Annotated in this window: 20 protein-coding genes and 2 pseudogenes; 15 read left to right on the top strand and 7 right to left on the bottom strand. The window is 71.4% G+C overall.

What is annotated here, in order from left to right:
• From ACFVJQ_RS28235 to ACFVJQ_RS28215, 5 genes and pseudogenes are all read left to right on the top strand, one after another.
• A pseudogene (locus ACFVJQ_RS28235) lies at positions 1–733 on the top strand (alpha-1,4-glucan--maltose-1-phosphate maltosyltransferase); the annotation flags it as partial.
• A complete protein-coding gene (gene treS / locus ACFVJQ_RS28230; RefSeq protein ID WP_385788111.1) occupies positions 730–2,448 on the top strand; it encodes a maltose alpha-D-glucosyltransferase in 1,719 nt (572 codons plus the stop codon). The pseudogene ACFVJQ_RS28235 and the gene treS, both read left to right, overlap by 4 nt.
• Before the next feature lie 28 nt (positions 2,449–2,476).
• Complete coding sequence (locus ACFVJQ_RS28225) at positions 2,477–3,859, top strand: maltokinase (protein WP_385516505.1); 1,383 nt, start codon at positions 2,477–2,479, stop codon at positions 3,857–3,859.
• Between the two features lie 4 nt (positions 3,860–3,863).
• Positions 3,864–6,101: a 1,4-alpha-glucan branching enzyme gene (gene glgB / locus ACFVJQ_RS28220; RefSeq protein WP_385516504.1), complete on the top strand. Its 2,238-nt coding sequence runs from the start codon at positions 3,864–3,866 to the stop codon at positions 6,099–6,101.
• A 110-nt stretch (positions 6,102–6,211) separates the two neighbouring features.
• Positions 6,212–7,300 carry a glutamate--cysteine ligase gene (locus tag ACFVJQ_RS28215; protein WP_385516502.1) on the top strand — a complete coding sequence of 363 codons (1,089 nt, stop codon included), beginning with the start codon at positions 6,212–6,214 and terminating at the stop codon, positions 7,298–7,300.
• A 6-nt stretch (positions 7,301–7,306) separates the two neighbouring features.
• On the opposite strand, the gene ACFVJQ_RS28210 is transcribed toward ACFVJQ_RS28215, so the two are convergent.
• Positions 7,307–7,540 carry a DUF6480 family protein gene (locus ACFVJQ_RS28210; RefSeq protein ID WP_385516501.1) on the bottom strand — a complete coding sequence of 78 codons (234 nt, stop codon included), beginning with the start codon at positions 7,538–7,540 and terminating at the stop codon, positions 7,307–7,309.
• Between the two features lie 152 nt (positions 7,541–7,692).
• On the opposite strand from ACFVJQ_RS28210, the gene ACFVJQ_RS28205 reads away from it, so the two are divergent.
• From ACFVJQ_RS28205 to ACFVJQ_RS28195, 3 genes are all read left to right on the top strand, one after another.
• Positions 7,693–9,597 (top strand): AMP-dependent synthetase/ligase, encoded by a 1,905-nt coding sequence (locus ACFVJQ_RS28205; protein ID WP_385788106.1) that lies wholly within the window; start codon positions 7,693–7,695, stop codon positions 9,595–9,597.
• Positions 9,598–9,714: 117 nt separating this feature from the next.
• Positions 9,715–10,149, top strand: coding sequence for an ATP-binding protein (locus tag ACFVJQ_RS28200; protein WP_224736644.1), 435 nt, complete (start codon positions 9,715–9,717; stop codon positions 10,147–10,149).
• A 177-nt stretch (positions 10,150–10,326) separates the two neighbouring features.
• A complete protein-coding gene (locus ACFVJQ_RS28195; protein ID WP_385516497.1) occupies positions 10,327–11,703 on the top strand; it encodes an NAD(P)/FAD-dependent oxidoreductase in 1,377 nt (458 codons plus the stop codon).
• Positions 11,704–11,750: 47 nt separating this feature from the next.
• Here ACFVJQ_RS28195 and ACFVJQ_RS28190 read toward each other — a convergent pair whose 3' ends face one another.
• A complete protein-coding gene (locus ACFVJQ_RS28190) occupies positions 11,751–12,623 on the bottom strand; it encodes a SigB/SigF/SigG family RNA polymerase sigma factor (protein WP_385516495.1) in 873 nt (290 codons plus the stop codon).
• A 180-nt stretch (positions 12,624–12,803) separates the two neighbouring features.
• On the bottom strand, positions 12,804–13,217 hold the full coding sequence (locus ACFVJQ_RS28185; protein WP_385516493.1) for an ATP-binding protein: 414 nt from the start codon (positions 13,215–13,217) through the stop codon (positions 12,804–12,806).
• A gap of 184 nt (positions 13,218–13,401) precedes the next feature.
• On the opposite strand from ACFVJQ_RS28185, the gene ACFVJQ_RS28180 reads away from it, so the two are divergent.
• A complete protein-coding gene (locus ACFVJQ_RS28180; RefSeq protein WP_385516491.1) occupies positions 13,402–13,653 on the top strand; it encodes a hypothetical protein in 252 nt (83 codons plus the stop codon).
• Positions 13,654–13,965: 312 nt separating this feature from the next.
• A complete protein-coding gene (locus ACFVJQ_RS28175) occupies positions 13,966–14,424 on the top strand; it encodes a cyclic nucleotide-binding domain-containing protein (RefSeq protein WP_224738582.1) in 459 nt (152 codons plus the stop codon).
• A 13-nt stretch (positions 14,425–14,437) separates the two neighbouring features.
• On the opposite strand, the gene ACFVJQ_RS28170 is transcribed toward ACFVJQ_RS28175, so the two are convergent.
• Positions 14,438–15,055, bottom strand: coding sequence for a LysE/ArgO family amino acid transporter (locus ACFVJQ_RS28170; protein ID WP_385516489.1), 618 nt, complete (start codon positions 15,053–15,055; stop codon positions 14,438–14,440).
• Positions 15,056–15,171: 116 nt separating this feature from the next.
• Here ACFVJQ_RS28170 and ACFVJQ_RS28165 point away from each other — a divergent pair, with 116 nt between their 5' ends.
• Both ACFVJQ_RS28165 and ACFVJQ_RS28160 read left to right on the top strand, forming a co-directional pair.
• Positions 15,172–16,080: a LysR family transcriptional regulator ArgP gene (locus ACFVJQ_RS28165; protein WP_385516487.1), complete on the top strand. Its 909-nt coding sequence runs from the start codon at positions 15,172–15,174 to the stop codon at positions 16,078–16,080.
• A 79-nt stretch (positions 16,081–16,159) separates the two neighbouring features.
• Positions 16,160–16,510 (top strand): DUF488 domain-containing protein, encoded by a 351-nt coding sequence (locus ACFVJQ_RS28160; protein ID WP_385516485.1) that lies wholly within the window; start codon positions 16,160–16,162, stop codon positions 16,508–16,510.
• 7 nt (positions 16,511–16,517) lie between these two features.
• Here ACFVJQ_RS28160 and ACFVJQ_RS28155 read toward each other — a convergent pair whose 3' ends face one another.
• Together ACFVJQ_RS28155 and ACFVJQ_RS28150 are read right to left on the bottom strand one after the other, a co-directional pair.
• Positions 16,518–18,200, bottom strand: coding sequence for an FAD-binding dehydrogenase (locus ACFVJQ_RS28155; RefSeq protein WP_385788099.1), 1,683 nt, complete (start codon positions 18,198–18,200; stop codon positions 16,518–16,520).
• A 17-nt stretch (positions 18,201–18,217) separates the two neighbouring features.
• Entirely contained in the window at positions 18,218–18,859 is a 642-nt protein-coding gene (locus ACFVJQ_RS28150; protein ID WP_224736135.1) for a TetR/AcrR family transcriptional regulator, read from the bottom strand.
• Between the two features lie 125 nt (positions 18,860–18,984).
• Between ACFVJQ_RS28150 and ACFVJQ_RS28145 the strand changes: the two are divergent.
• From ACFVJQ_RS28145 to ACFVJQ_RS28135, 3 genes and pseudogenes are all read left to right on the top strand, one after another.
• Positions 18,985–19,610, top strand: a pseudogene (locus tag ACFVJQ_RS28145) (alpha-ketoglutarate-dependent dioxygenase AlkB).
• A 116-nt stretch (positions 19,611–19,726) separates the two neighbouring features.
• Positions 19,727–20,473, top strand: coding sequence for an MBL fold metallo-hydrolase (locus ACFVJQ_RS28140; protein WP_385516480.1), 747 nt, complete (start codon positions 19,727–19,729; stop codon positions 20,471–20,473).
• A 9-nt stretch (positions 20,474–20,482) separates the two neighbouring features.
• Positions 20,483–21,718 (top strand): DUF4032 domain-containing protein, encoded by a 1,236-nt coding sequence (locus tag ACFVJQ_RS28135; RefSeq protein WP_385788095.1) that lies wholly within the window; start codon positions 20,483–20,485, stop codon positions 21,716–21,718.
• A 1-nt stretch (position 21,719) separates the two neighbouring features.
• On the opposite strand, the gene ACFVJQ_RS28130 is transcribed toward ACFVJQ_RS28135, so the two are convergent.
• Positions 21,720–22,589: a universal stress protein gene (locus tag ACFVJQ_RS28130; protein WP_385516477.1), complete on the bottom strand. Its 870-nt coding sequence runs from the start codon at positions 22,587–22,589 to the stop codon at positions 21,720–21,722.
• Between the last annotated feature and the right edge of the window lie 122 nt (positions 22,590–22,711).

Raw genomic sequence — 22,711 nt, 5'->3', positions numbered from 1 at the left:
GCTGGCGCAGATCGGGTTCCAGCAGTCGTACACGTACTTCACCTGGCGCACCGGCAAGCAGGAGCTGACGGAGTACCTGACGGAGCTGTCGGGCCAGGCGGCGGCCTACATGCGGCCGAACTTCTTCGTCAACACGCCCGACATCCTGCATGCCTACCTGCAGCACGGCGGCCGCCCGGCGTTCGAGGTCCGCGCGGTCCTCGCCGCGACCCTGTCGCCCACGTGGGGGGTGTACTCGGGCTACGAGCTGTGCGAGAACACGCCGCTGCGCGAGGGCAGCGAGGAGTACCTGGACTCGGAGAAGTACCAGCTCAGGCCCCGCGACTGGGAGGCCGCCGAACGCGAGGGACGCACCATCGCCCCCCTCATCACCAAGCTCAACACCATCCGCAGAGAGCACCCGGCGCTCCATCGGCTCAGGAACCTCCGCTTCCACCGGACCGACAACGATGCACTCATCGCGTACAGCAAACGCACGGGCACCGACATCGTTCTGGTGGTCGCGAACCTCGACCCCCACCACACCCAGGAGGCCACGGTCTCGTTGGACATGCCGCAACTCGGCCTGGACTGGCACGAGTCGGCGCCGGTGCGCGACGAGCTCACCGGCGAGACCTATCACTGGGGCAGCGCCAACTATGTGCGCCTGGAACCCGGCAGGGCCCCGGCCCACGTGTTCCACGTCCAGCGGTCGCCCGCCGCGCCGCAGAACGGAGGGCCTGCAGCGTCATGACTGTCAACGAGCCCGTCCCGGACACCTTCGAGGACACGCCCGCCAAGGACCGTGACCCGGAGTGGTTCAAGCGCGCCGTCTTCTACGAGGTCCTCGTCCGCTCCTTCCAGGACAGCAACGGCGACGGCATCGGCGACCTCAAGGGCCTGACCGCCAAACTCGACTATCTGCAGTGGCTCGGCGTGGACTGCCTGTGGCTCCCGCCGTTCTTCAAGTCGCCGCTGCGCGACGGCGGTTACGACGTGTCCGACTACACCGCCGTCCTGCCCGACTTCGGTGACCTGGCCGACTTCGTGGAGTTCGTCGACGCCGCCCACCAGCGCGGTATGCGCGTCATCATCGACTTCGTCATGAACCACACCAGCGACCAGCACCCGTGGTTCCAGGAGTCCCGCAAGGACCCCGACGGCCCCTACGGCGACTACTACATGTGGGCCGACGACGACAAGCAGTACCAGGACGCCCGCATCATCTTCGTCGACACCGAGTCCTCGAACTGGACGTACGACCCGGTCCGCGGTCAGTACTTCTTCCACCGGTTCTTCTCCCACCAGCCGGACCTCAACTACGAGAACCCGGCCGTCCAGGAAGAGATCCTGGCCGCTCTCCGCTTCTGGCTGGACCTGGGCATCGACGGCTACCGGCTGGACGCCGTGCCCTACCTGTACGCCGAGGAGGGCACCAACTGCGAGAACCTGCCGGCCACCCACGAGTTCCTCAGACGGGTCCGCCGCGAGATCGACGCGCTGTACCCGGACACGGTCCTGCTGGCGGAGGCCAACCAGTGGCCCGAGGACGTGGTCGACTACTTCGGCGACTTCCGCGCCGGCGGCGACGAATGCCATATGGCGTTCCACTTCCCGGTCATGCCGCGGATCTTCATGGCCGTCCGCCGGGAGTCCCGCTACCCGGTCTCGGAGATCCTGGCCAAGACCCCGGCCATCCCGTCCGGCTGCCAGTGGGGCATCTTCCTGCGCAACCACGACGAGCTCACGCTCGAGATGGTCACCGACGAAGAGCGCGACTACATGTACGCGGAGTACGCCAAGGACCCGCGCATGCGCGCCAACATCGGCATCCGCCGCCGACTCGCCCCCCTGCTGGACAACGACCGCCACACGATCGAACTGTTCGCCGCTCTGCTGCTGTCGCTGCCGGGCAGCCCGATCCTGTACTACGGCGACGAGATCGGCATGGGCGACAACATCTGGCTCGGCGACCGCGACGCGGTCCGCACCCCGATGCAGTGGACCCCGGACCGCAACGCGGGCTTCTCCACCTGCGATCCGGGCCGCCTCTACCTGCCCACGATCATGGATCCGGTCTACGGCTACCAGGTCACCAACGTCGAGGCGTCCATGGCGTCGCCGTCGTCGCTGCTGCACTGGACCCGCCGGATGATCGAGATCCGCAAACAGAACCCCGCCTTCGGTCTCGGCTCGTACACCGAACTCCAGTCCTCCAACCCCGCGGTGCTCGCCTTCCTGCGGGAGTACGAGGACGACCTGGTGCTATGTGTGAGCAACTTCGCCCGTTTCGCCCAGCCGACCGAGTTGGACCTGCGCGAGTTCAGCGGCCGCCATCCGGTCGAGCTGTTCGGCGGGGTCCGTTTTCCCGCCATCGGCGAACTGCCCTACCTGCTGACCCTGGGGGGCCACGGCTTCTACTGGTTCCGGCTCGTCCGCGTCGCATCTCGCATCGGCAGACGGCTGTGAGAGTGCGCCGACGAAAGGAGGCGTCACCATGACGAAGACCGCAACTCTCCGCCCCAGCAGGTATGAGCTCACACAGTCCATGGCCTCGCTGGACGGGCTGCTGCGCGAATGGCTGCCCCGGCAGCGCTGGTTCGCCGGCAAGGACCGGCCCGTCACCGACCTGCGCCTGCTGTCGCTGACGGAGCTGTTCCCGGGCTGTCTGCATCTTCTGGTGCACGCCGGTCACACGGGCGGCCACCCCGGTCTCGCGGGGGTGCCCGCCCCCGGCGGCACTCCCCCGCCCGGCGACTGCTACCAGCTGCTCCTCGGGATCCGCGAGCACGCCTCACCACGCCTCGGCCGGGCCCTGATCGGCCGCGTCCACCAGGGCTCGCTGGCCGACATGACGGTCTACGACGCCCTGCAGGACCCCCGGACGGCGCAGCTGCTCCTGGAGCGGCTGCGGCACCCCGGCACGGCGGGGCCCCTGCGCTTCGAGGCCGACCCGGCCAAGCCGGTCCCGGCCGGTCTGGTGCCCCGCGTGCTGGACGCCGAACAGTCGAACTCCTCACTGGTGTACGGCGACGAGTTCATCCTGAAGGTCTTCCGACGCATCCAGCCCGGCGTCAACCCCGATCTGGAGGTGCCGGGCGCGCTGGCCGGGCAGGGCTGCGACCGGGTCCCGGCTCCCGTGGCCTGGTTCCGGACGACCCAGCCGCAGAAGGCGACACTCGGTGTGCTGCAGCCCTTCCTGCGGGACGCCTCCGACGGCTGGACGCTGGCCCTGCACGCGCTCGGCACCGGCGACGACTTCACCGCCCAGGCCCGTGAGCTGGGCCGGGCCACCGCGGAGGTGCACCTCGCGCTGGCCGCGGCCTTCCCCTCCGGCGGGCGCTGCGAAAACGGCCGTACGGCGGCCGCGATGACCGACCGGCTGGACGACGCGGCGCACAGCGTCCCGGGGCTGCGGCCGTTCGTGCCCGGGCTGCGGTCCGCGTTCAGCGCCCTGCTGACCTGCGATCCGGGGCCGCCCGCCCAGCGGATCCACGGCGATCTGCACCTGGGGCAGGTGTTGCGGGCGGGCCGTGAGTGGTTCGTCATCGACTTCGAGGGCGAACCGTCCCGCCCGCTCGCCGAGCGGCGCAGCGCCCAGTCGCCCGTCCGGGACATCGCGGGAATGCTGCGCTCCTTCGACTACGCGGCCCGCCAGCGCCGCCCGTGGCGTCCGCGGTGGGCGCGCCGATGCCGGGAGGCCTACTGCGCGGGCTATGCCGCCCGGGCCGGCTGGGACCCGCGAAAGAAGCACGGCCTGCTCCGGGCCTACGAGACCGACCGGGCCGTTTACGAGGTGCTCTACGAAGCCAGGCACCGTCCGGACTGGCTCCCCGTACCGATGGCGGCGATCGAACGACTCGCCGTGAGAGGAGACTGAAGCCGTGGCGCTGCGCGACATCTCAATCCCGGAGCCCTCGGGCCCGCTCCCGCCCGCACGGAAGGCGGGCGGGAGCGCCCCGCCGCTGGACCCGGCCGACCGGGAGCGCCTGCTGGCCGGCTCCCACCACGACCCGCACGCCCTGCTCGGCGCGCACCCCGTCCCCGGCGGGATCGCCGTACGGGCGCTGCGGCCGTTCGCCCGCGCGGTGAGCGTGCTGGTCGACGGCAAGCGCATCGGCCTCGTCTCGGAGGGCGACGGCCTGTTCTCCGGCGTACTGCCGACGGAGACGATCCCCGACTACACGCTTCTGGTGGCGTACGAGGACGCCGAGCACGAGGTCCATGACCCGTACCGCTTCCTGCCCGCCCTGGGCGAGCTCGATCTGCATCTGATCAGGGAGGGCCGGCACGAGCAGCTGTGGCAGGCGCTCGGCGCCGAGCCGATGACTCATCAGGGCGTCACCGGCACCCGCTTCACCGTGTGGGCACCCAATGCCCGCGGCGTCCGCGTCACCGGGGACTTCTGCTGCTGGGACGGGACGGCGTTCCCGATGCGGTCGATGGGCGCGTCGGGTGTGTGGGAGCTCTTCCTGCCGGGCATCGGCGAGGGCACCCGCTACAAGTTCGAGATCACGTCCCAGTACGGCGGCCGGTTCCTGAAAGCCGACCCGATGGCGCGCCGCACCGAGGTGCCGCCCGCGACGGCGTCCGTCGTGACGGCCTCGCACTACGAGTGGGGCGACCAGGAGTGGCTGGCCCACCGCGCGGACACCCCGGTCCACGAGGCGCCGTTCTCCGTCTACGAGGTCCACCTCCCGTCCTGGCGGCCGGGGCTGACGTACCGCGAACTCGCCGAGCAGCTGCCGCCGTACGTCAAGGACCTCGGCTTCACGCATGTGGAGCTGATGCCGGTCGCCGAGCACCCCTTCGGCGGCTCCTGGGGCTACCAGGTCACCTCGTACTACGCGCCGACCGCGCGGCTCGGCAGCCCGGACGACTTCCGGTTCTTCGTCGACTCCCTGCACCGGGCGGGCATCGGCGTGATCATGGACTGGGTTCCGGCGCACTTCCCGAAGGACGACTGGGCGCTGGCCCGGTTCGACGGGGATCCGCTGTACGAGCCGGGGAACGCGCAGCGGGCCGAGCATCCGGACTGGGGGACGTACGAGTTCGACTTCGGGCGGACCGAGGTGCGCAACTTCCTGGTCGCCAACGCCGTGTACTGGTGCGAGGAGTTCCACATCGACGGGCTACGGGTGGACGCCGTCGCCTCGATGCTGTACCTCGACTACTCGCGCGAGCCCGGCCAGTGGACGCCGAACGAGCACGGCGGGCGGGAAGACCTGGACGCGATGGCGTTCCTGCAGGAGATGAACGCGACCGTGTACCGGCGGGCGCCGGGCGTGGTGACGATCGCGGAGGAGTCCACCGCCTGGGGCGGGGTGACCCGGCCGACCGACAGCGGCGGCCTGGGCTTCGGGCTGAAGTGGAACATGGGCTGGATGCACGACTCGCTGGAGTACATGAGCAAGGAGCCGATCCACCGCAAGTACCACCACCACGAGATGACCTTCTCGATGATCTACGCCTACAGCGAGAACTACGTGCTGCCCATCTCGCACGACGAGGTCGTCCACGGCAAGCAGGCCCTGGTGTCGAAGATGCCCGGCGACTGGTGGCAGCGGCGCGCCAACCACCGCGCGTATCTGGGCTTCATGTGGGCCCATCCGGGCAAGCAGCTGCTCTTCATGGGCCAGGAGTTCGCCCAGGGCGGGGAATGGTCCGAGGCCCATGGCCCGGAGTGGTGGCTCCTCGACCCGGACTACTGCGCCGCGGGTGATCACCGCGGGATCCAGGACCTGGTCCGCGACCTCAACGCGCGCTACCTGAGTATCCCGGCCCTCTGGCAGCGCGACACCGACCCGGCCGGTTTCCAGTGGGTGGAGTGCGAGGCGGCCGACGACAACGTCTTCGCGTTCCTGCGGTACGACGCCGCGGGCACGCCCCTGCTGGCGGTGTCGAACTTCTCCCCGGTCGTCCGCCACGACCACCGTCTCGGCGTCCCCGGCGACATCCCCGCCTGGCAGGAGATCCTCAACACCGACGCCGCCCGCTACGGCGGCAGCGACATCACCTGTCCCGACCCGGTCAAGGCGGAGGCGGAGGGCTCGCACGGCCGTCCGGCAAGCATCCGGCTGACCCTGCCGCCGCTGGCCACGGTCTGGCTGCGGCCGTCCTGACGGGGCGGTTTCCGGGCGTACAGGTGTCCGGTCGGCCTTCCGGGGCAGTCGGGGGACGTACGACGGGATGTCCCCCGTGGTCGTAGAGGGTCGTCGAAGGGCCGCTTGACGTGCGCACGGTCGGAGTGGAGGAGGAGCTCCTCCTGGTGGACCCGGAGACCGGAGAGCCACGGGCCCGGTCCGGCGCGGTGCTCGCCCGGGTCGCTCAGGACGACGTGGACCAGGACGTGTTCGAGAAGGAACTCCATGAGCAGATGCTGGAGTTCGCCACACACCCGCAGTCGGACATGGGCGACCTGGGCGCGGAGATCGTCCGCTGCCGCAAGGAGGCAGCCCGGCACGCCGGGAAGATCGGGTGCGCGGTCGCGGCGCTCGCCACGTCGCCGCTGCCGGTCAGCCCCGCCGTCGGCACCCACCGCCGCTACCAGTGGATGGAGGAGCAGTACGGGATCGCCACCCAGGAGCAGCTCGTCCTCGGCTGCCACGTCCATGTCTGCGTCGAGTCCGACGAGGAGGGCGTCGCGGTCGTCGACCGGGTGCGGCCCTGGCTCGCGGTGCTGTCGGCGCTGAGCGCCAACTCCCCTTTCTGGCAGGGCAAGGACACCAGCTACAGCAGTTATCGCAGCCGGGTCTGGCAGCGCTGGCCGTCGGCCGGACCGACCGAGATCTTCGGCTCGGCACAGCGGTATCACCAGCGGGTCGCGGACATGCTGGCCACCGGAACCATCCTCGACGAGGCGATGGCCTACTTCGACGCCCGCCTGTCCCGGAACTACCCCACGGTCGAGATCCGGGTCGCGGACGTCTGTCTGCACGCGGAGACCGCCGTCCTCGTCGCGACCCTCGCCCGAGGGCTCGTGGAGACGGCGGCGCGCGAGTGGCGGGCGGGCCGGGAACCGGCCGATCTCAGCGTGAGTCTGCTGCGGCTGGCCGCCTGGCGGGCCGCCCGCTCGGGGCTGACGGAGGTGCTGCTGCACCCGGCGGTGATGCGGCCGGCGCCCGCCGAGACGGTCGTACGGGCGCTGCTGGAACACGTCGGGGAGGCACTCGCCGACAGCGGTGACCTCGACCGGGCGCAGAAGTCCTGCGCCCGGCTGCTGCGGCGCGGCAACGGCGCCCGGGTGCAGCGTGAGCTGCTGAAGCGGACGGGCAGCCTGCGGGACGTCGTCGTCGAGTGCGTACGACACACGCAGGCGTGACAGGCCCTACAACATCAGCGCCAGGCCGTACGCCAGGAAGAAGGCCGCGACCAGCACGACGAGAACGATGATCAGTGTGAGCGGGCCCTTGGCCCAGCCCTTGGTCGGGTTGTGCGTCTCCCGGGGTCCCGCGCCGGGCATGCTGCTCTCCGCGGGTGGGGTTTCCCCTGGGGGTACGCCACCGCCCGGTTCCAGGCCTGTCGTGCGCTCGGGCTCCGGATCGGGATTGGTGTGAGTCATGCCCTCCGAGTCCCCCGAACACGCCGAGATCATCAGGACGGGTTCAGTTCTCCGTTCCCGGCACGAACCGGTCTCAGCTGGGCTAGATTCGACCAGCGTCGATAACAGTTCTCGTCGGCGAGGTCACAGCCCGTACACCTCAGGAGCAGCGCATGCGCGACTTCGCCCTCGCTCCCCCGAGCGTCTCGCCGCTGACCGGCGGGCTCGCCGACAGCCTCTTCGAGACGGCGGCCCGCAATCCGACCCTGCCGCTGATCGCACGCCGCCCCGACCCGGCCTCCGCGGTCTGGGAGGAGATCACCGCGGTCGAACTGCGGGACGAAGTGGTCGATGTGGCCAGGGGCCTGGTCGCGTCCGGCATCTCGCCGGGCCATCGCGTAGCCATCATGGCCCGGACCCGTTACGAGTGGACGGTCCTCAGCCACGCCCTGTGGGCGGTGGGCGCGGAGGTCGTGCCGATCTATCCGACGTCGTCGCGCGACCAGGTCGAGTGGATCCTCCGGGACGCGGGCTGCGTGGCCGTGGTGGTCGAGGACGAGCAGGGCGTGATGACCGTCGGGTCCGTGTGCGCGTCGCTCGGGTCGCTGCGGCACGTGTGGCAGCTGGACGCGGGCGCGCTGGAGGAGCTTGCCGCGCGCGGTGAGTTCATCCCCCCGGCGACGGTCGACTCCCTGCGCCGGATCGTACTGCCGGACTCCACCGCGGTGATCGCCTACACCTCGGGTACGTCGGGCCGCCAGCTGGGCTGTGCGCTGAGCCATCGGAACCTGGCCAGCCCCTGCGACACCCTCCTCGCAGGCTGGGGCCACACGGCGGCACCCCCCGGGGAGCAGGGACGGATCCTCGTCTTCCTCCCCTTCTCCCATGTGTACGGCCTGATGATCCAGGGCCTCTGCATGCGCGGGGGCCTGCTGATGGGCCATGAACCCGATGTGAGCCCTCAGTCGCTGTCGTCGGCGCTGCGCTCGTTCCGGCCCACGTACTTCTACGGCGTACCGTCGCTCTTCGAGAAGATCTACAAGAACTTCCTGCGAACGGCCCAGCAGGCGGGCCGCGGCGCGCTGTTCGAGCGGGCCGCGGAGACCGCCCGGGACTTCGCCGCGGCCACCGAGCGGCAGCGGCTGGGCCGGGGGTCGGGACCCGGTCTGGACCTACGGCTGCAGCACGCGCTGTACGAGCGGACGGTGTACCGCAGGCTGCGGGCCGCGCTGGGCGGAAGGGTGGTCCGGGCCACGTCGGGAGGCTCGCCGCTCAGCCGTGAACTGTCCCTCTTCTACGAGGGCATCGGCATGTACGTGCACGACGGGTACGGGCTGACCGAGACCAGCGCCGCGGTCACCATGCAGCCGCTGGGCCGGGAGAAGTCGGGCACGGTCGGGCAGGCGCTGCCGGGCATGGAGATCCAGGTGGCCGCGGACGGGGAGATCCTGGTGCGCGGGCCGTCGGTGTTCCAGGGCTACGTCAACGACCCGGCCGCGACGGCGGCTGCGCTGGCGAACGGCTGGCTGGCCACCGGCGACCTCGGACGGCTGGACTCCGAGGGCTATCTGACGATCACCGGCCGCAAGAAGGACGTCATCATCACCAGCAGCGGCAAGAGTGTCGCGCCGGCGGCGCTGGAGCAGCGGCTGCGGATGCATCCGCTCATCCACCAGGCGGTCGTCGTGGGCGACAACCGTCCGTGCGTGGGGGCTCTGATCACCCTGGACCCGGAGTTCCTCGTGCACTGGCGGGCCGGGCTGTTGTTGCAGGGCGACGCGCCGGTGCGGGAGGCCCGGGAGGAGAACGCGCTGCGCGAGGAGGTCGCGCGGGCGGTCGCCGCGGCGAACAGCACGGTGTCGCGCTCGGAGTCCATTCGGGTGTTCCGCGTGCTGCCGGAGCCGTTCGACGTGGCGAACGGGCTGCTGACGCCCTCGATGAAGCTGCGCAGGGACGCGATCGTGCAGCGCTACGCGGTGGAGATCGACGCGATGTACCAGGCGCGCTCGCGACCGCCCCGGCTGGGCACGGCAGACGATCTGTCGGCCTTGGACGACTCGGACAACGTCTTCCGATGAGTTCGCCGGTCGGCCCGCCGTCGGACGCGTAGGGTCGGCGCCCGCCGGGAACTCGCGGAGCTGGGGGCACAGGAGACACGGGGACAGCCCTGGAACGGGAAGGGCTGGAAAGGCGACATGGCAACCGAGCCGCGTTGGGACGACACACTGGCTGCCCAGGGCATCCCGAGCCGCACGACGGGCTTCGCGGGTGGGCCGCACGACGTCACGGGTGCGCGCCTGGCCGCGGAGAGGTTCCTGAGCGACCTCGCGCGTGTCGTGCCGCCGTCCTCCCGCGAGCAGTGGGACGACGTCCTGCTGGTGGTCACCGAGCTGGCCGCCAACGCGGTCCAGTACGCCCCGGGTCCGTTCCAGTTGCGGATGCGCCGCACCTACGACGGAGTGCATGTCACCCTGCACGACACCAGCACCACGCGGCCCGCTCCGCGTCCGTTCCGGCCGAGCCAGGGCGGCGGAGGCATCGGCTGGCATCTGATCCACGCGCTGTGCGACCAGGTCAGTGTGGTGACCGCCGATCAGGGCAAGGACGTGCACGCGTTTCTGCCCTGGTGAGCGTCCGCCCGGCGCGATTCACGGTCCGAACGGGCATGCTGGTCTCCAGCCGTTCGTCTGCCTGCTGCGCCCCACTGGCGCAGCGGCTGAGGGCACGGTGGGATCGATGAGGTGCGAAGCCACGATCCAGGGCACGCGCATGGCGTCGAGGCAGACCGCCCCGGAACCGCGGAAGGGATGGACATCGTGACACGACCCAGGATCCTGGTGGTGGGCGCGGGCTTCGCAGGAGTGGAGTGCGTACGGCGCCTGGAACGCCGGCTCTCCCCCGACGAGGCCGCCATCACCCTGGTGACACCGTCCGCCTACCAGCTGTATCTGCCGTTGCTGCCCCAGGTCGCCTCCGGTGTGCTGACCCCGCAGTCCATCGCCCTGTCCCTGCGCCGCAGCCGGAAGTACCGCACGCGGATCATCCCGGGCGGAGCGATCGGCGTGGACCTGAAGGCCAAGGTCTGCGTCATCCGCACTGTCACGGACGAGCTCGTCGACGAGCCGTACGACTACATCGTGCTGGCTCCCGGGAGCGTCACCCGCACGTTCGACATCCCGGGGCTCGTCGACAACGCCTTCGGCATGAAGTCGCTCGCCGAGGCCGCCTACATCCGCGACCACGTCATCTCCCAGCTCGACCTCGCCGACGCCAGCCATGACCCCGCCGAGCGGGCCTCCCGGCTGCAGTTCGTGGTCGTCGGCGGCGGTTACGCAGGCACCGAGACGGCCGCCTGCCTGCAGCGCCTCACCCACAACGCCGTCAAGCGCTACCCCCGGCTGGATCCGCACCTGATCAAGTGGCACCTGATCGACATCGCCCCCAGGCTGATGCCCGAGCTGGGCGAGAAGCTCGGCCGCAGCGCGCAGGAAGTGCTGCGCGGGCGCGGCATCGACATCTCCCTCGGCGTCTCGATCGCCAAGGCGGGCCCCGAGGAGGTGACCTTCACCAACGGGCGGGTGGTCCCCACCCACACACTGATCTGGACGGCGGGCGTCGTCGCGAGCCCGCTGATCGCCACGCTCGGTGCGGAGACGGTGCGCGGGCGGCTCGCCGTGACCGCCGAGATGAACCTGCCGGGACACGACGGCGTGTTCGCGCTCGGCGACGCCGCCGCGGTGCCCGACAAGGCCAAGGGCGAGGAGGGCGCGATCTGTCCGCCCACGGCCCAGCACGCCTTGCGCCAGGGCAAGAAGGTCGCCGACAACATCATCGCGACGCTGCGGGGCGAACCGATGCAGCCGTACGTCCACAAGGACCTGGGCCTGGTCGTCGACCTCGGCGGCCGCGACGCGGTCTCCAAGCCGCTCGGCGTCGAACTGCGCGGCCTGCCCGCCCAGGCCGTCGCCCGCGGCTACCACTGGTCGGCACTGCGCACCAACGTCGCCAAGACCCGCGTCATGACCAACTGGCTGCTCAACGCGGTGGCCGGCGACGATTTCGTCCGCACCGGTCTCACGGCCCACCGGTCCGCCAAGCTCAAGGACTTCGTGTACAGCGACTCGTATCTGACGCAGGAGCAGGTCCGGGCGCACCTCGAGGGGAAGGACACGGCGGCGGGGTGAGAGCCCGCCGCCGTTGCCTCGCGGGCGCCCGGCCGGCGACGCGTCGGTCAGGCCGCCGCCGCGGAGCGGTGACGGGTCCTGCGCCGGGGAGTCCCCCTCCGGTGCCCGAGGGCCTCGTTGCGCACGCGGGCGCAGCTGCGGCTGATCAGGCGTGAGACATGCATCTGGGAGATGCCCAGCCGGTCGGCGATACGGCTCTGCGTCATGTCCTCGAAGAAGCGCATGTAGAGGATGGCGCGCTCGCGTTCCGGCAGATTGCGCAGACTCTCCTTGGCCGACTCGCGGTCGACCACGACGTCGTACGAGCCGTCCGGCGCGCCGAGCGTGTCGGCGAGGCTGTAGCCGTCGTCCTCGGTGGAGAGTTCGGCGTCGAGCGAGAGGGTGCTGAAGCTCTCCAGCGCCTCCACTCCGGTGGAGACCTCGTCCTCGGTCAGCCCGCTGTGCGCCGCGATGTCGGCGACGGTGGGCTCGGGTGAGCCCGGGCTCTGGGCCAGTTCCCGGCGGGCGGCCCGTACCTTGTTGCGCAGTTCCTGGACCCGGCGGGGCACGCGCAGGGCCCACATCCGGTCCCGGAAGTGCCGCTTGACCTCGCCGGTGATGGTGGGCACGGCGTAGCTCTCGAAGGCGCCCCGGGCCGGGTCGTAGCGGTCGATGGCCTTGACCAGCCCGAGCGCGGCCACCTGGCGGAGGTCCTCGAGGGACTCACCGCGGTCGCGGAACCGGCCGGCGATGCGGTGGGCCATGGGCAGCCATGCGCTGACGAGTTCATCGCGGACGGCGTCCCGCTCGGGGCCGTCCTCCAGGGTGTGCAGTTGGGTGAAGAGGTGGGTGGTGTCGGGAGCGTCGTCATGGCGCCGCCGGTGGTGCTCGGCGGGGTGGTCGGACGTGCCAGAACGGCTTGTCGACATGTCTGTGAGCATGCGGAATCGCTCCTGAACGGTCTTTTCAGGGACTTCAGGGACTACCGCGGGAAGGGCGCCGACCCGGATCCCGGAGACCCGGGAGCGCATACCGCTCCCGCTGGTGCGCCTCCGGTCCGAAGCACGAGGATGCGTCTGCCCTGCCACCGCGAGAACAAACGCCACAGCGGCGAAGACCGGTCAGCCCAACGGCACCACAGCGGTGATGCGTTTACCGCCCGAGGGCAGTCCCGCCACCCGCACGTCCCGCGCCAGCCGACACACGATCGGCCAGCCACGGCCCCCTGACCGACGCCGTCCCTGCGCGTCGATCGGCGCCGTGACCACCGGCAGCCGGTCACTGCGGTCGCTGACGGAGACCCTCACCTCCCGCCCGTCCACATCGACGGCGACGCCGGTGACACCGCCGCCGTGCAGGATGGCGTTGGACGTCAGTTCCGACGCCACGAGCAGGGCGTCCTCGAGGGCGTCCTCGTCGCACGGGATGCCGGTGGCCCGGCAGCGACTCGCCACCGCATGCCGTACCGCCCGGCGGACATCGGCCGGACGGCACGTTGCGCTGCCTGCGGGCTCGGTCCAGTGCTGCGCGCTCACGTCTTCGCTCCCTGACTGATCGACCGGGAAGGACACCGCCGAGTCGAAGAAAACGGGCTTTCGTCCGGCCGCGTCGCCCACACTGTTCGGCTCACCGCAGAAGAGCCCGCCAAACCAGCCGGAACAAGTCGCCGAAGCCCGCACACCCGGCCATCGAAGCGGAACACGGGGGTACGCGGAGGGCATGACCGACGTCGTGGACTCAGACGAGCTGTTGCGGCGCATCCAGCGCGGCAGGGCCTGCGCGGAACAGGAGGAACGCGCGTGGCGGGCGCGCAGCGACGCCCTGGCGGCGCACGACCCGGACGGAGCCCGGGAGGCGGCCGTACGGCGGCTGGCGTACGAGGTGGTGCTCAGGGTGCTGGACGAGATCCTCACCCCCGGCAGGCACGCCGAGGCCGGCCGAGCGGGCACCGGGGCACGATCCGCGTCGTGACCTCACAGCAGCAGTGAGGGCGAAGTGAAACAGCTCACGGGACCCGGTCCCGTGTTCGGACAACGCCCGGTGATGGTTTATTGTTCATTCATACGTGGTGACGGAGTCGACCTCATCGTCCTCCGTACACCACCGCTTACGGCCCTGGCTGGCCTCCCCCGTCCAGCCAGGGCTCTTTCATGTCCGCGTCGCGGCCACCGCCGGACCGGGTGCGGAACCGACGGGATCGCCGAGGTGCTCCGCGCGCCCTCAGCGGCTGAAATGGGCATAGGAACAGCACCGGGACCGATCGCCGGCGAGGAGCTCCGCGCCATGACCAAAGCGACGAAACTGCTGACCGCCCTTCCCCCGCCCCAGCGCGGACGACTGATGGCGCTCGGCCGGGAGGTGTCCTTCCCCGAGGACACCCGGATCTTCGAGGCGGGCGGCACGGCCGACCGTTTCTGGGTCATCCGTTCCGGGGCGGTCTCGCTCGACCAGCAGGTGACGTCGCTGCAGCGGGTGACCGTCGCCACTCTCGGCTCGGGCGATCTGCTGGGCTGGTCCTGGCTGTTCCCGCCGCACCAGTGGGACTTCGGCGCGGTGGCCTTCAGCCCCGTACGCGCCTACGAGTTCGAGGCCCAGCCCGTGCTCGAGCTGTGCGAGGAGGATCCGCAGCTCGGCATGACGCTGGTGCGGATCGTCGCCGAGATCCTCGCGTACCGGCTGGAGATGACCCGCGGCCAGCTGATGGAGCAGTACTCGCTCCACCGGCGCAGCGGCGGCCTGTAGAGGGCCCGGGCGGTCAGCTGCCGGCGATGAGTGTGACGCCGAGGACGAGCATGGTTGCGGCGAGGAGTCCGTCCAGCACCCGCCAGGCGGCGGGCCGGGCCAGCCAGCGGCCGAGCAGCCGGGCCCCGAAGCCGAGCGCGGTGAACCAGCAGAGGCTGGCGACCGCGGCTCCGACACCGAACGTCCAGCGCAGCGGACCCTGGTCGGCGGCGACGGAGCCGAGCAGGAACACGGTGTCGAGGTAGACGTGCGGGTTGAGCCAGGTCATCGCCAGACAGGTGAGCACCGCCCGCCGACGCGACCCGGCGGCCTCGCCCTCCGCGCGCAGGGCCTCCGCCCCGGGCTTGAGGGCACGGCGGGCGGCGAGGGCTCCGTAGCCGAGCAGGAACGCCCCGCCGATCCAGCCCACCACGGTCAGCGCACCGGGCCAGGCCACCACCACCGCGCCGACACCGCCGACGCCCAGGGCGATCAGGAGGGCGTCGGACAGTGCGCAGATGGCGACGACGGCGAGGACCGCCTCCCGGCGCACGCCCTGGCGCAGGACGAAGGCGTTCTGGGCGCCGATGGCGACGATGAGCGAGAGGCCGGTGCCGAATCCGGCGGCCGCGGCGGTCAGGGTGTGGGGCATGGCATCGACGCTACGGAAGCGGCGTCTGAAGGTACAGCTAATGATTCTTACGTATCCTTAGCTCTCGTAATGCCTCGTACTGGCCCTCGTAATGGCCCTCAGGAGCGGAGCAGGCGATGACGGAGCTTCCTGTCGACCAGGTGCAGACCCTGCTCGCGGTCGTGGACGAGGGCACCTTCGACGCGGCGGCGGCCGCCCTGCATGTGACGCCGTCGGCGGTCAGTCAGCGGGTGAAGGCCCTGGAGCAGCGCACCGGACGGATCCTGCTGATGCGGACGAAGCCGGTGCGGCCCACGGAGTCGGGCGAGGTCGTGGTGCGGCTGGCCCGCCAGCTGGCCCGGCTGGAGCGGGACGCACGCGCCGAGCTCGGTCTGAGCGGCGCCGGGGAGGCGACCCGTGTGTCGATCGCGGTGAACTCCGACTCGCTGGCGACCTGGTTCCTGCCGGCGCTCACCCGCGTCCCCGAGAAGCTGCGGCTCTGCTTCGAACTGCGCCGCGAGGACCAGGACCACACCGCGGCGCTGCTGCGCGAGGGGCTGGTGATGGCGGCGGTGACATCGTCGTCGGTTCCCGTGACGGGGTGCTCCGTGCGCGCGCTCGGCACGATGCGCTATGTCGCCGTGGCCCGCCCGGACTTCGCCGGGCGGCATCTCGACGGAGAGCTGCGGGAGACGCTCGCTCAGGCGCCGGTCGTGGTCTTCGACCGGCGCGACGACCTCCAGGACGGTTTCGTCCGCCGGCTGCGGCGCGGCAGGGGCGGGGCGAGCCCGGTACGGCACTTCGTGCCCACCTCGGACGGCTTCGTCGAAGCCGTCGCCGCGGGCCTCGGCTGGGGTGTGGTGCCCGAGGTCCAGGCCGACCCGCTGCTGCGCTCCGGCCGCCTGGTCCAGCTCGCCCCCGACCGCGCGGTGGACGTCCCGCTGTACTGGCAGCAGTGGAAGCTGGACTCGCCCGCCCTGGCGGCGGTGGCGGACGCCGTGACGGCCACGGCTGCACAGACCCTGCGTTCGGGTCCAGTCGGGTGAGGCGGCCCCGGGTTCCACGGCTGCCTCCACCCGCCCGGCGTACGCTCCCGGCACGAGCCGCCACGAGAAAGGCCCGAACGTGAGTGTCCGTGTGCGCCGCATCTACGAACCGCCGGAAGCCGAGGACGGCGTGCGCGTCCTGGTCGACCGGCTCTGGCCGCGCGGTCTGGCGAAGGACGCGGCGCGGGTGGACGAGTGGCCGAAGGGCCTGACCCCGTCCACCGAGCTGCGCCGCTGGTACCACGCGGGCGAGGGGTCGTACGAGGAGTTCGCGCGCCGCTACGAGGCGGAGCTGGCCGAGCCCGAGGCGGCCGAACTCCTCGATCACGTACGTGACTTGGCCCGCAAGGGGACGGTGACGCTGCTGACCTCCGCCAAGTCGCCCGAGGAGAGCCACGCCGCCGTGCTGGCCCGCCTCCTTCAGGCGTGAGGAGACCTCACCCGGTCTGCCGCGCCGCCGCCCGGCCCGCCGCGCGCCCCGAGAAGAGGCAGCCACCGAGGAAGGTGCCCTCCAGCGCGTTGTAGCCGTGCACGCCGCCACCGCCGAAGCCGGCCACCTCACCCGCCGCGTACAGACCGTCGATCGGCCGGCCGTCGGTGCCGAGGGCGCGGGAGTCGAGGTCGGTCTGGATGCCGCCGAGGGTCTTGCGGGTCAGGACGTGCAGCTTGACGCCGATCAGCGGTCCGGCGGCCGGGTCGAGGATGTGGTGCGGGGTGGCGACCCGGCCGAGGCGGTCGCCGACGTAGCGGCGGGCGTTGCGCAGGCCCTGCACCTGGGCGTCCTTGCTGTAGGGGTTGGCGATCTGCAGATCGCGGGCCTCGATCTGGCGGCGGAGCGCGGCCGCGTCGAGGAGCGGTTTGTCGGTGAGGCCGTTCATCTTCTCCACGAGCTGGTCGAGGTTCGGCGCGGTGACGAAGTCGGCGCCGTTGCGCAGGAAGGCCGCCACCGGGCCGGGCGCGCCCTTGCCGAGCACCCGTTCGCGCAGGAACGCCTTGCGGTCCTTGGCGGTGATGTCGGGGTTCTGCTCTGAGCCCGACAGTGCGAACTCCTTCTCGATGATCTTCTGGGTGAGGATGAACCAGGAGTGGTCGTACCCGGCGATGTCCTGCGTGGTCCGCAGGTACTTCAGGGTGCTGAGGGTGTCGTATCCGGGCAGGCACGGTTCGGGCAGGCGGCGGCCGAGGGCGTCGAACCACATCGAGGACGGTCCGGGCAGGATGCGGATGCCGTGGCCGGGCCAGATCGGGTCCCAGTTCTGCAGGCCCTCGGTGTAGTGCCACATGCGGTCGCGGTTGACCAGCCGTACGCCCGCCTCCGCGCTGATGTCAAGCATCCGCCCGTCGACGTATGCGGGGACGCCGGTGACCATCTCGGCGGGCGGCGTGCCGAGGCGCTCGGGCCAGTAGCGGCGGACGATGTCGTGGTTGGCGCCGATGCCGCCGGTGGTGACGACCACGGCCTGGGCGGTGAGTTCGAACTCGCCGACACGGTCACGGTTGGAGGCGACGCCGCGGGGCGAGTCGTCGGCGGCGAGTACCGTGCCGCGCACCCCGCGTGCCGCGCCGTCCTCGATGACGAGCTCGTCCACGCGGTGCCGGTGGTGGAAGGTGAGCAGTCCGTCGCGCGCGGCCTGCTCGGCGTACCGGACGAACGGCTCGACGACCCCTGTGCCGGTGCCCCATGCGATGTGGAAGCGGGGTACGGAGTTGCCGTGTCCGTCGGCGCGCAGGTCGCCGCGCTCGGCCCAGCCGACCGTCGGCAGGAACTTGATGCCGTGCCCCTCCAACCAGGACCGCTTCTCGCCGGCCGCGAACTCGACGTAGGCGCGGGCCCAGCGCACCGCCCAGGAGTCCTCGTCGTCCACCCGGTCGAACCCGGCGCTGCCCTGCCAGTCGTTCCAGGCCAGCTCGAAGGAGTCCTTGACGCCGAGGCGCCGCTGCTCCGGGGAGTCGACGAGGAACAGCCCGCCGAAGGACCAGAAGGCCTGGCCGCCGAGGTTGGCGGCGTTCTCCTGGTCCACCAGGGCGACCCTGCGGCCCCGGCTGGTGAGTTCGTGCGCCGCGACCAGGCCTGCGAGACCGGCTCCGACGACGATGACGTCCGCGTCCGTGGCGTCCATGGGGACCGTTGCCCTTCTCATTGGGGTCTCAGTTCGGGTGTGCCGCTGCCGTCGGTCAGCAGCGCGGTGAGCAGTTGCTTGAGCCACGCGCGCGCGTGCTCGACGTCCTTGTCCAGCAGCAGTTGGGTGGTGACTCCGTCGTAGGCGGCGACCACCGCGTGGGCGGCGGCGTCGATGTCGCCCAGTACGGCGGGCAGCGCAGTGTGGCCCTGGACGGCGCGGGCGAGTCGCTGCGCGATGGCCCCGCGCAGCCGGGCCCGGTGTTCCAGGAGGGTCTGCGCCACGGCCGGGTCGCGGGCGGCGTGCACGAGGAAATCCGTCTTGACCAGGAGCCAGTCCAGGTCGAGCAGCAGCACCTCGGTGACCCGGTCGACGGCGGCGGGCACGTCGAGGTCCGGTCCGTCCAGGGCGAGCGCCCCGGAGACCTGCTCGGCGATGAGGTCGGCCCGCTGCCGGTAGAGGGCGAAGAACAGCTCGTCCAGGCTGGCGAAGTTCGAGTAGAAGGCACCGCGGCTGTAGCCGGCGGCCTCGCACACCTCCTCGATCGAGACCCGCCCGAATCCCTTGGCCGCGAACACCTCGAACGCGGCGTCCAGGAGGTTCGCGCGCGTGCGGACGCGGCGCCTGGTCACACGCCCGGTCGTTCCCTCCGCCACCATGTCCGCCCCTCCGTTCGATACGTGAATGTATCCGATACAGGAATGCATCCAAAGGGTCGGGACGGCGTCAGTTCAGCCCGCTACACCAATGGAACAAACATTCGAATCAACGGTACGCTGGATCCATGGCCGTGCACCTCCAGGGTTCGCTCTTCGACCAGACCGACGAGCTCCGGCTCGGCTCCCTCGACGGGCTGCGCCGCACCGCACTCGGTTCCCGCGCCTGGACCGACGTACTGCCCGGGTGGCTGAGCGGGTCCGACGCGCTGTTCGAACAGCTGGCGACCGAGGTGCCGTGGCGGGCCGAGCGCCGCACGATGTACGACCACGTGGTCGACGTACCCAGGCTGCTGGCGTACTACAAGGCGGGCGCCCCGCTGCCGCACCCGGTGCTCACCGAGGCGCGCGACGCACTCACCGCGCACTACGCCGACGAGCTGGGCGAGCCGTTCGCCACGGCCGGGCTCTGCTACTACCGCGACGGACGGGACAGTGTCGCCTGGCACGGTGACCGGATCGGCCGGGGCGCGCGCGAGGACACCATGGTCGCCATCCTGTCCGTGGGCGCTCCCCGGGACCTCCTGCTGCGTCCGATGCGGGACGGCGACACCGTGCGGCGCCCCCTGGGTCACGGCGACCTCATCGTGATGGGCGGTTCGTGTCAGCGGCGTGGGAGCACTGCGTGCCGAAGACCACGCGGGCCGCGGGGCCACGTATCAGCATCCAGTTCCGCCCGCACGGCGTGAACTGAGCACACGGCGCGCGGGCGGGCAGGCCCCGTGAGCAAGGGGCACCCTCCGAAGAAGGCGGTCTCGTGATCTGCTTTGCTGTCCCCGTCGGGCGCGGACCTCACCATGCGGGACGATCATGCGGGCAGATGTGCAGCAAGTCGCCGACGGCACCTACCTGGTGCACGGCAGCAACACCAACTGGGTGATCCTCCGCGAGGGGGACGCCGTCACACTGGTCGACACCGGGTACCCCGGGGACCGGCAGAAGGTCCTCGGCTCCCTTGCCGAGGTGGGGAGTTCGCCTCGGGCGGTGGCGGCCGTGCTCATCACCCACGCCCACAACGACCATCTGGGATCCGCTCAGTACCTGAGCACCACGTACGGCACGCCGGTGTACCTGCACGAGGCCGAAGTGCCGCACGCGCGCCGGGACTTCCAGCACCAGGTGTCCGTCGGCCGGGTGCTGCGCAACGGCTGGCGGCCGGGCGTGCTGCCGTGGGCGGTGCACGCGATCCGCTCCGGGGGCACCGCCCATAACCCGGTGACCTCGCCCCGGCCCTTCCCCACGGCGGGCCCGCTGGACCTGCCGGGGCGTCCCGTGCCCGTCCACACGCCCGGCCACACCCTCGGGCACTGCGCGTTCCACCTGCCGGACGCCGGAGTGCTGATCTCCGGTGACGCCCTGGTCAGCGGACACCCCACGGCACGGCCGAAGGGTCCGCAGCTGCTGCCCGACATGTTCCATCACGAGCGCACCCGGGCCCTGGCCTCGCTGGAGCTGTTCGACGGGCTGGACGCCGATGTGCTGGCGCCCGGGCACGGGCCGGTCCACCGAGGCCCGGTGCGGGACGCCGCCCGACAGGCCAGGGAACGGGCCGTCTAAGGTCGGGCCATGGCATTGCAGATCAGCGCCACCAACCCGGAGCACCCCGCCCTCCTGCTCGAGCTGCCGTGGCACCTGCCGCTGGAGGAATGGCCGGAGGACCACCTCGTCCCGCTGCCCCGCGGCATCTCCCGCCACGTCGTGCGCTACGCCCGGGCCGGCGGCGAGGTGGTCGCCGTCAAGGAGCTCGCCGAACGCCCCGCCCTGCGCGAGTACGAGCTGCTGCGCGACCTGGACCGCCTCGGTATCCCCGCGGTGGACCCACTGGCCGTGGTCACCGGTCGCAGCGACGCGGACGGCGGCCCGCTGGAGTCGGTGCTGATCACCCGGCACCTGAACGGCTCGATGCCGTACCGCTCGATGTTCGAGACGACCATGCGCCCGGCGACCATGCACCGGCTGATGGACGCACTGGCGGTGCTGCTGGTGCGGCTGCACCTGGCCGGGTTCGCCTGGGGCGACTGCTCGCTGTCGAACACGCTGTTCCGGCGGGACGCAGGCGCGTACGCCGCATATCTGGTCGACGCCGAGACCGGCGAACTGCACCCGCGGCTGAGCTCCGGGCAGCGCGACTACGACCTGGACCTCGCCCGCGTCAACATCAGCGGCGAACTGCTCGACCTGGAGGCGTCGGGGGCGCTGCACCCCTCCGTCGACCCGGTCGAGTTCGGCACCGAGATCTGCGCCCGCTACGACGACCTGTGGAAGGAGCTGACCCGCACCTCCGTCTACCCGGCGGGCAAGTACCACTACATAGAGCGCCGGATACGCCGCCTCAACGACCTCGGTTTCGACGTGGCCGAGATGCAGATCGAGCACTCCTCGAACGGCGACACGGTCACCTTCGTGCCCAAGGTCGTCGACGCGGGCCACCACCAGCGGCAGCTGCTGCGGCTGACCGGCCTGGACACCGAGGAGAACCAGGCCCGCCGGCTGCTGAACGACCTGGAGAGCTGGATGGCCACCCAGGACGACTACGCGCCGGGCGACCCCCTCGCAGCCCGCCCGGAGGTGCTCGCCCACCGCTGGGTGCGCGAGGTGTTCCGGCCCACCGTGCGTGCGGTGCCGCCGGAGCTGCGCGGCGGCATGGACCCCGCCGAGATCTACCACCAGCTGCTCGAACACCGCTGGTACCTGTCCGAGCGGGCCCAGCACGACATCGGCCTCGACACGGCCGTCGAGGACTACGTCAGGAACATCCTCCCCCACGCACGGCAGACGGTTCGGACCGCGTCGGCGGAGTGACTCAGGCGGGCGGGACCACGGCCACCGGGCAGTCCGCGTGGTGCAGGACGCCATGGGCGACCGAGCCGATCCGGGCACCGACGGCGGTACGGCGGGCACGGCGGCCGACGACCATCAGCTGGGCCCGCCCGGCCATCGACAGCAGCACCTGACCGGCGCTGCCCATCTCCACGTGCTCGACCACCGGAACGTCCGGGAACCGGTCCCGCCACGGCTGCACCGCCTCGGCCAGCGCCTTCTTCTCGAACGGCACGGGGCCGCCGGCCTCGTCGAGCAGGTGCAGCGAGCCGGGACTGTAGGCGAACGCGGGCGGCAGCGTCCAGGCCCGCACCGCGCGGACGGTCGCCCCGCGAGCCGCGGCCGTCTCGAACGCGAACCCCAGCGCGGCGGCGCTGTCCTCCGGGCCGCCCTCCTGACCGACGACGACCTCACGGCCGTCCACCTCGGCCGCGGGCCGGTCCCCGGACCTCACCAGCACCACCGGCCGCGTGGTCGCGGCGATCACCTGCTGGCCGACGGAGCCCAGCAGGAAGCCGACGACCCGGCCGTGGCCGCGCGAGCCGAGCACCAGCAGTTCGGCCTCGGCCGCCGCGGCGACCAGCGTGTCGACGGCGTCACCCTCCAGGACGTCGGCGGACACGTCCAGGCCGGGGTGCCGCTCGGTGACGGTCCGGACGGCGCCGGCCACGGTGCCACGCACCCACCGGTCCTGGGTGTCCCGGTCCCCCTCCACCGCCGCGTGCGGCTCGTACCGCCAGGCGTGCACCACGCGCAGCGCCAGCCCGCGGCGGACGGCTTCGCGTCCGGCCCAGGCCAGCGCCGCGAGGCTCTCCTCCGATCCGTCGACCCCTGCCGTGATCGGGCGCGTCATGCGGCTGCCTCCTCGTGTCGCGATCACATCGTCGGCTCTCAGTCTTCCCTACGCTGCCGGCATGGGCCTCGCAGGGGAGCACGTCGCGCTGACGAGCGGCCTGCCCGCGGCACAGCAGAGCG

It is taken from the genome of Streptomyces sp. NPDC127197 (assembly GCF_042672405.1).
Lineage (GTDB): Bacteria > Actinomycetota > Actinomycetes > Streptomycetales > Streptomycetaceae > Streptomyces > Streptomyces flavusporus.
This window is presented reverse-complemented; position numbering and strand designations above follow the sequence as displayed.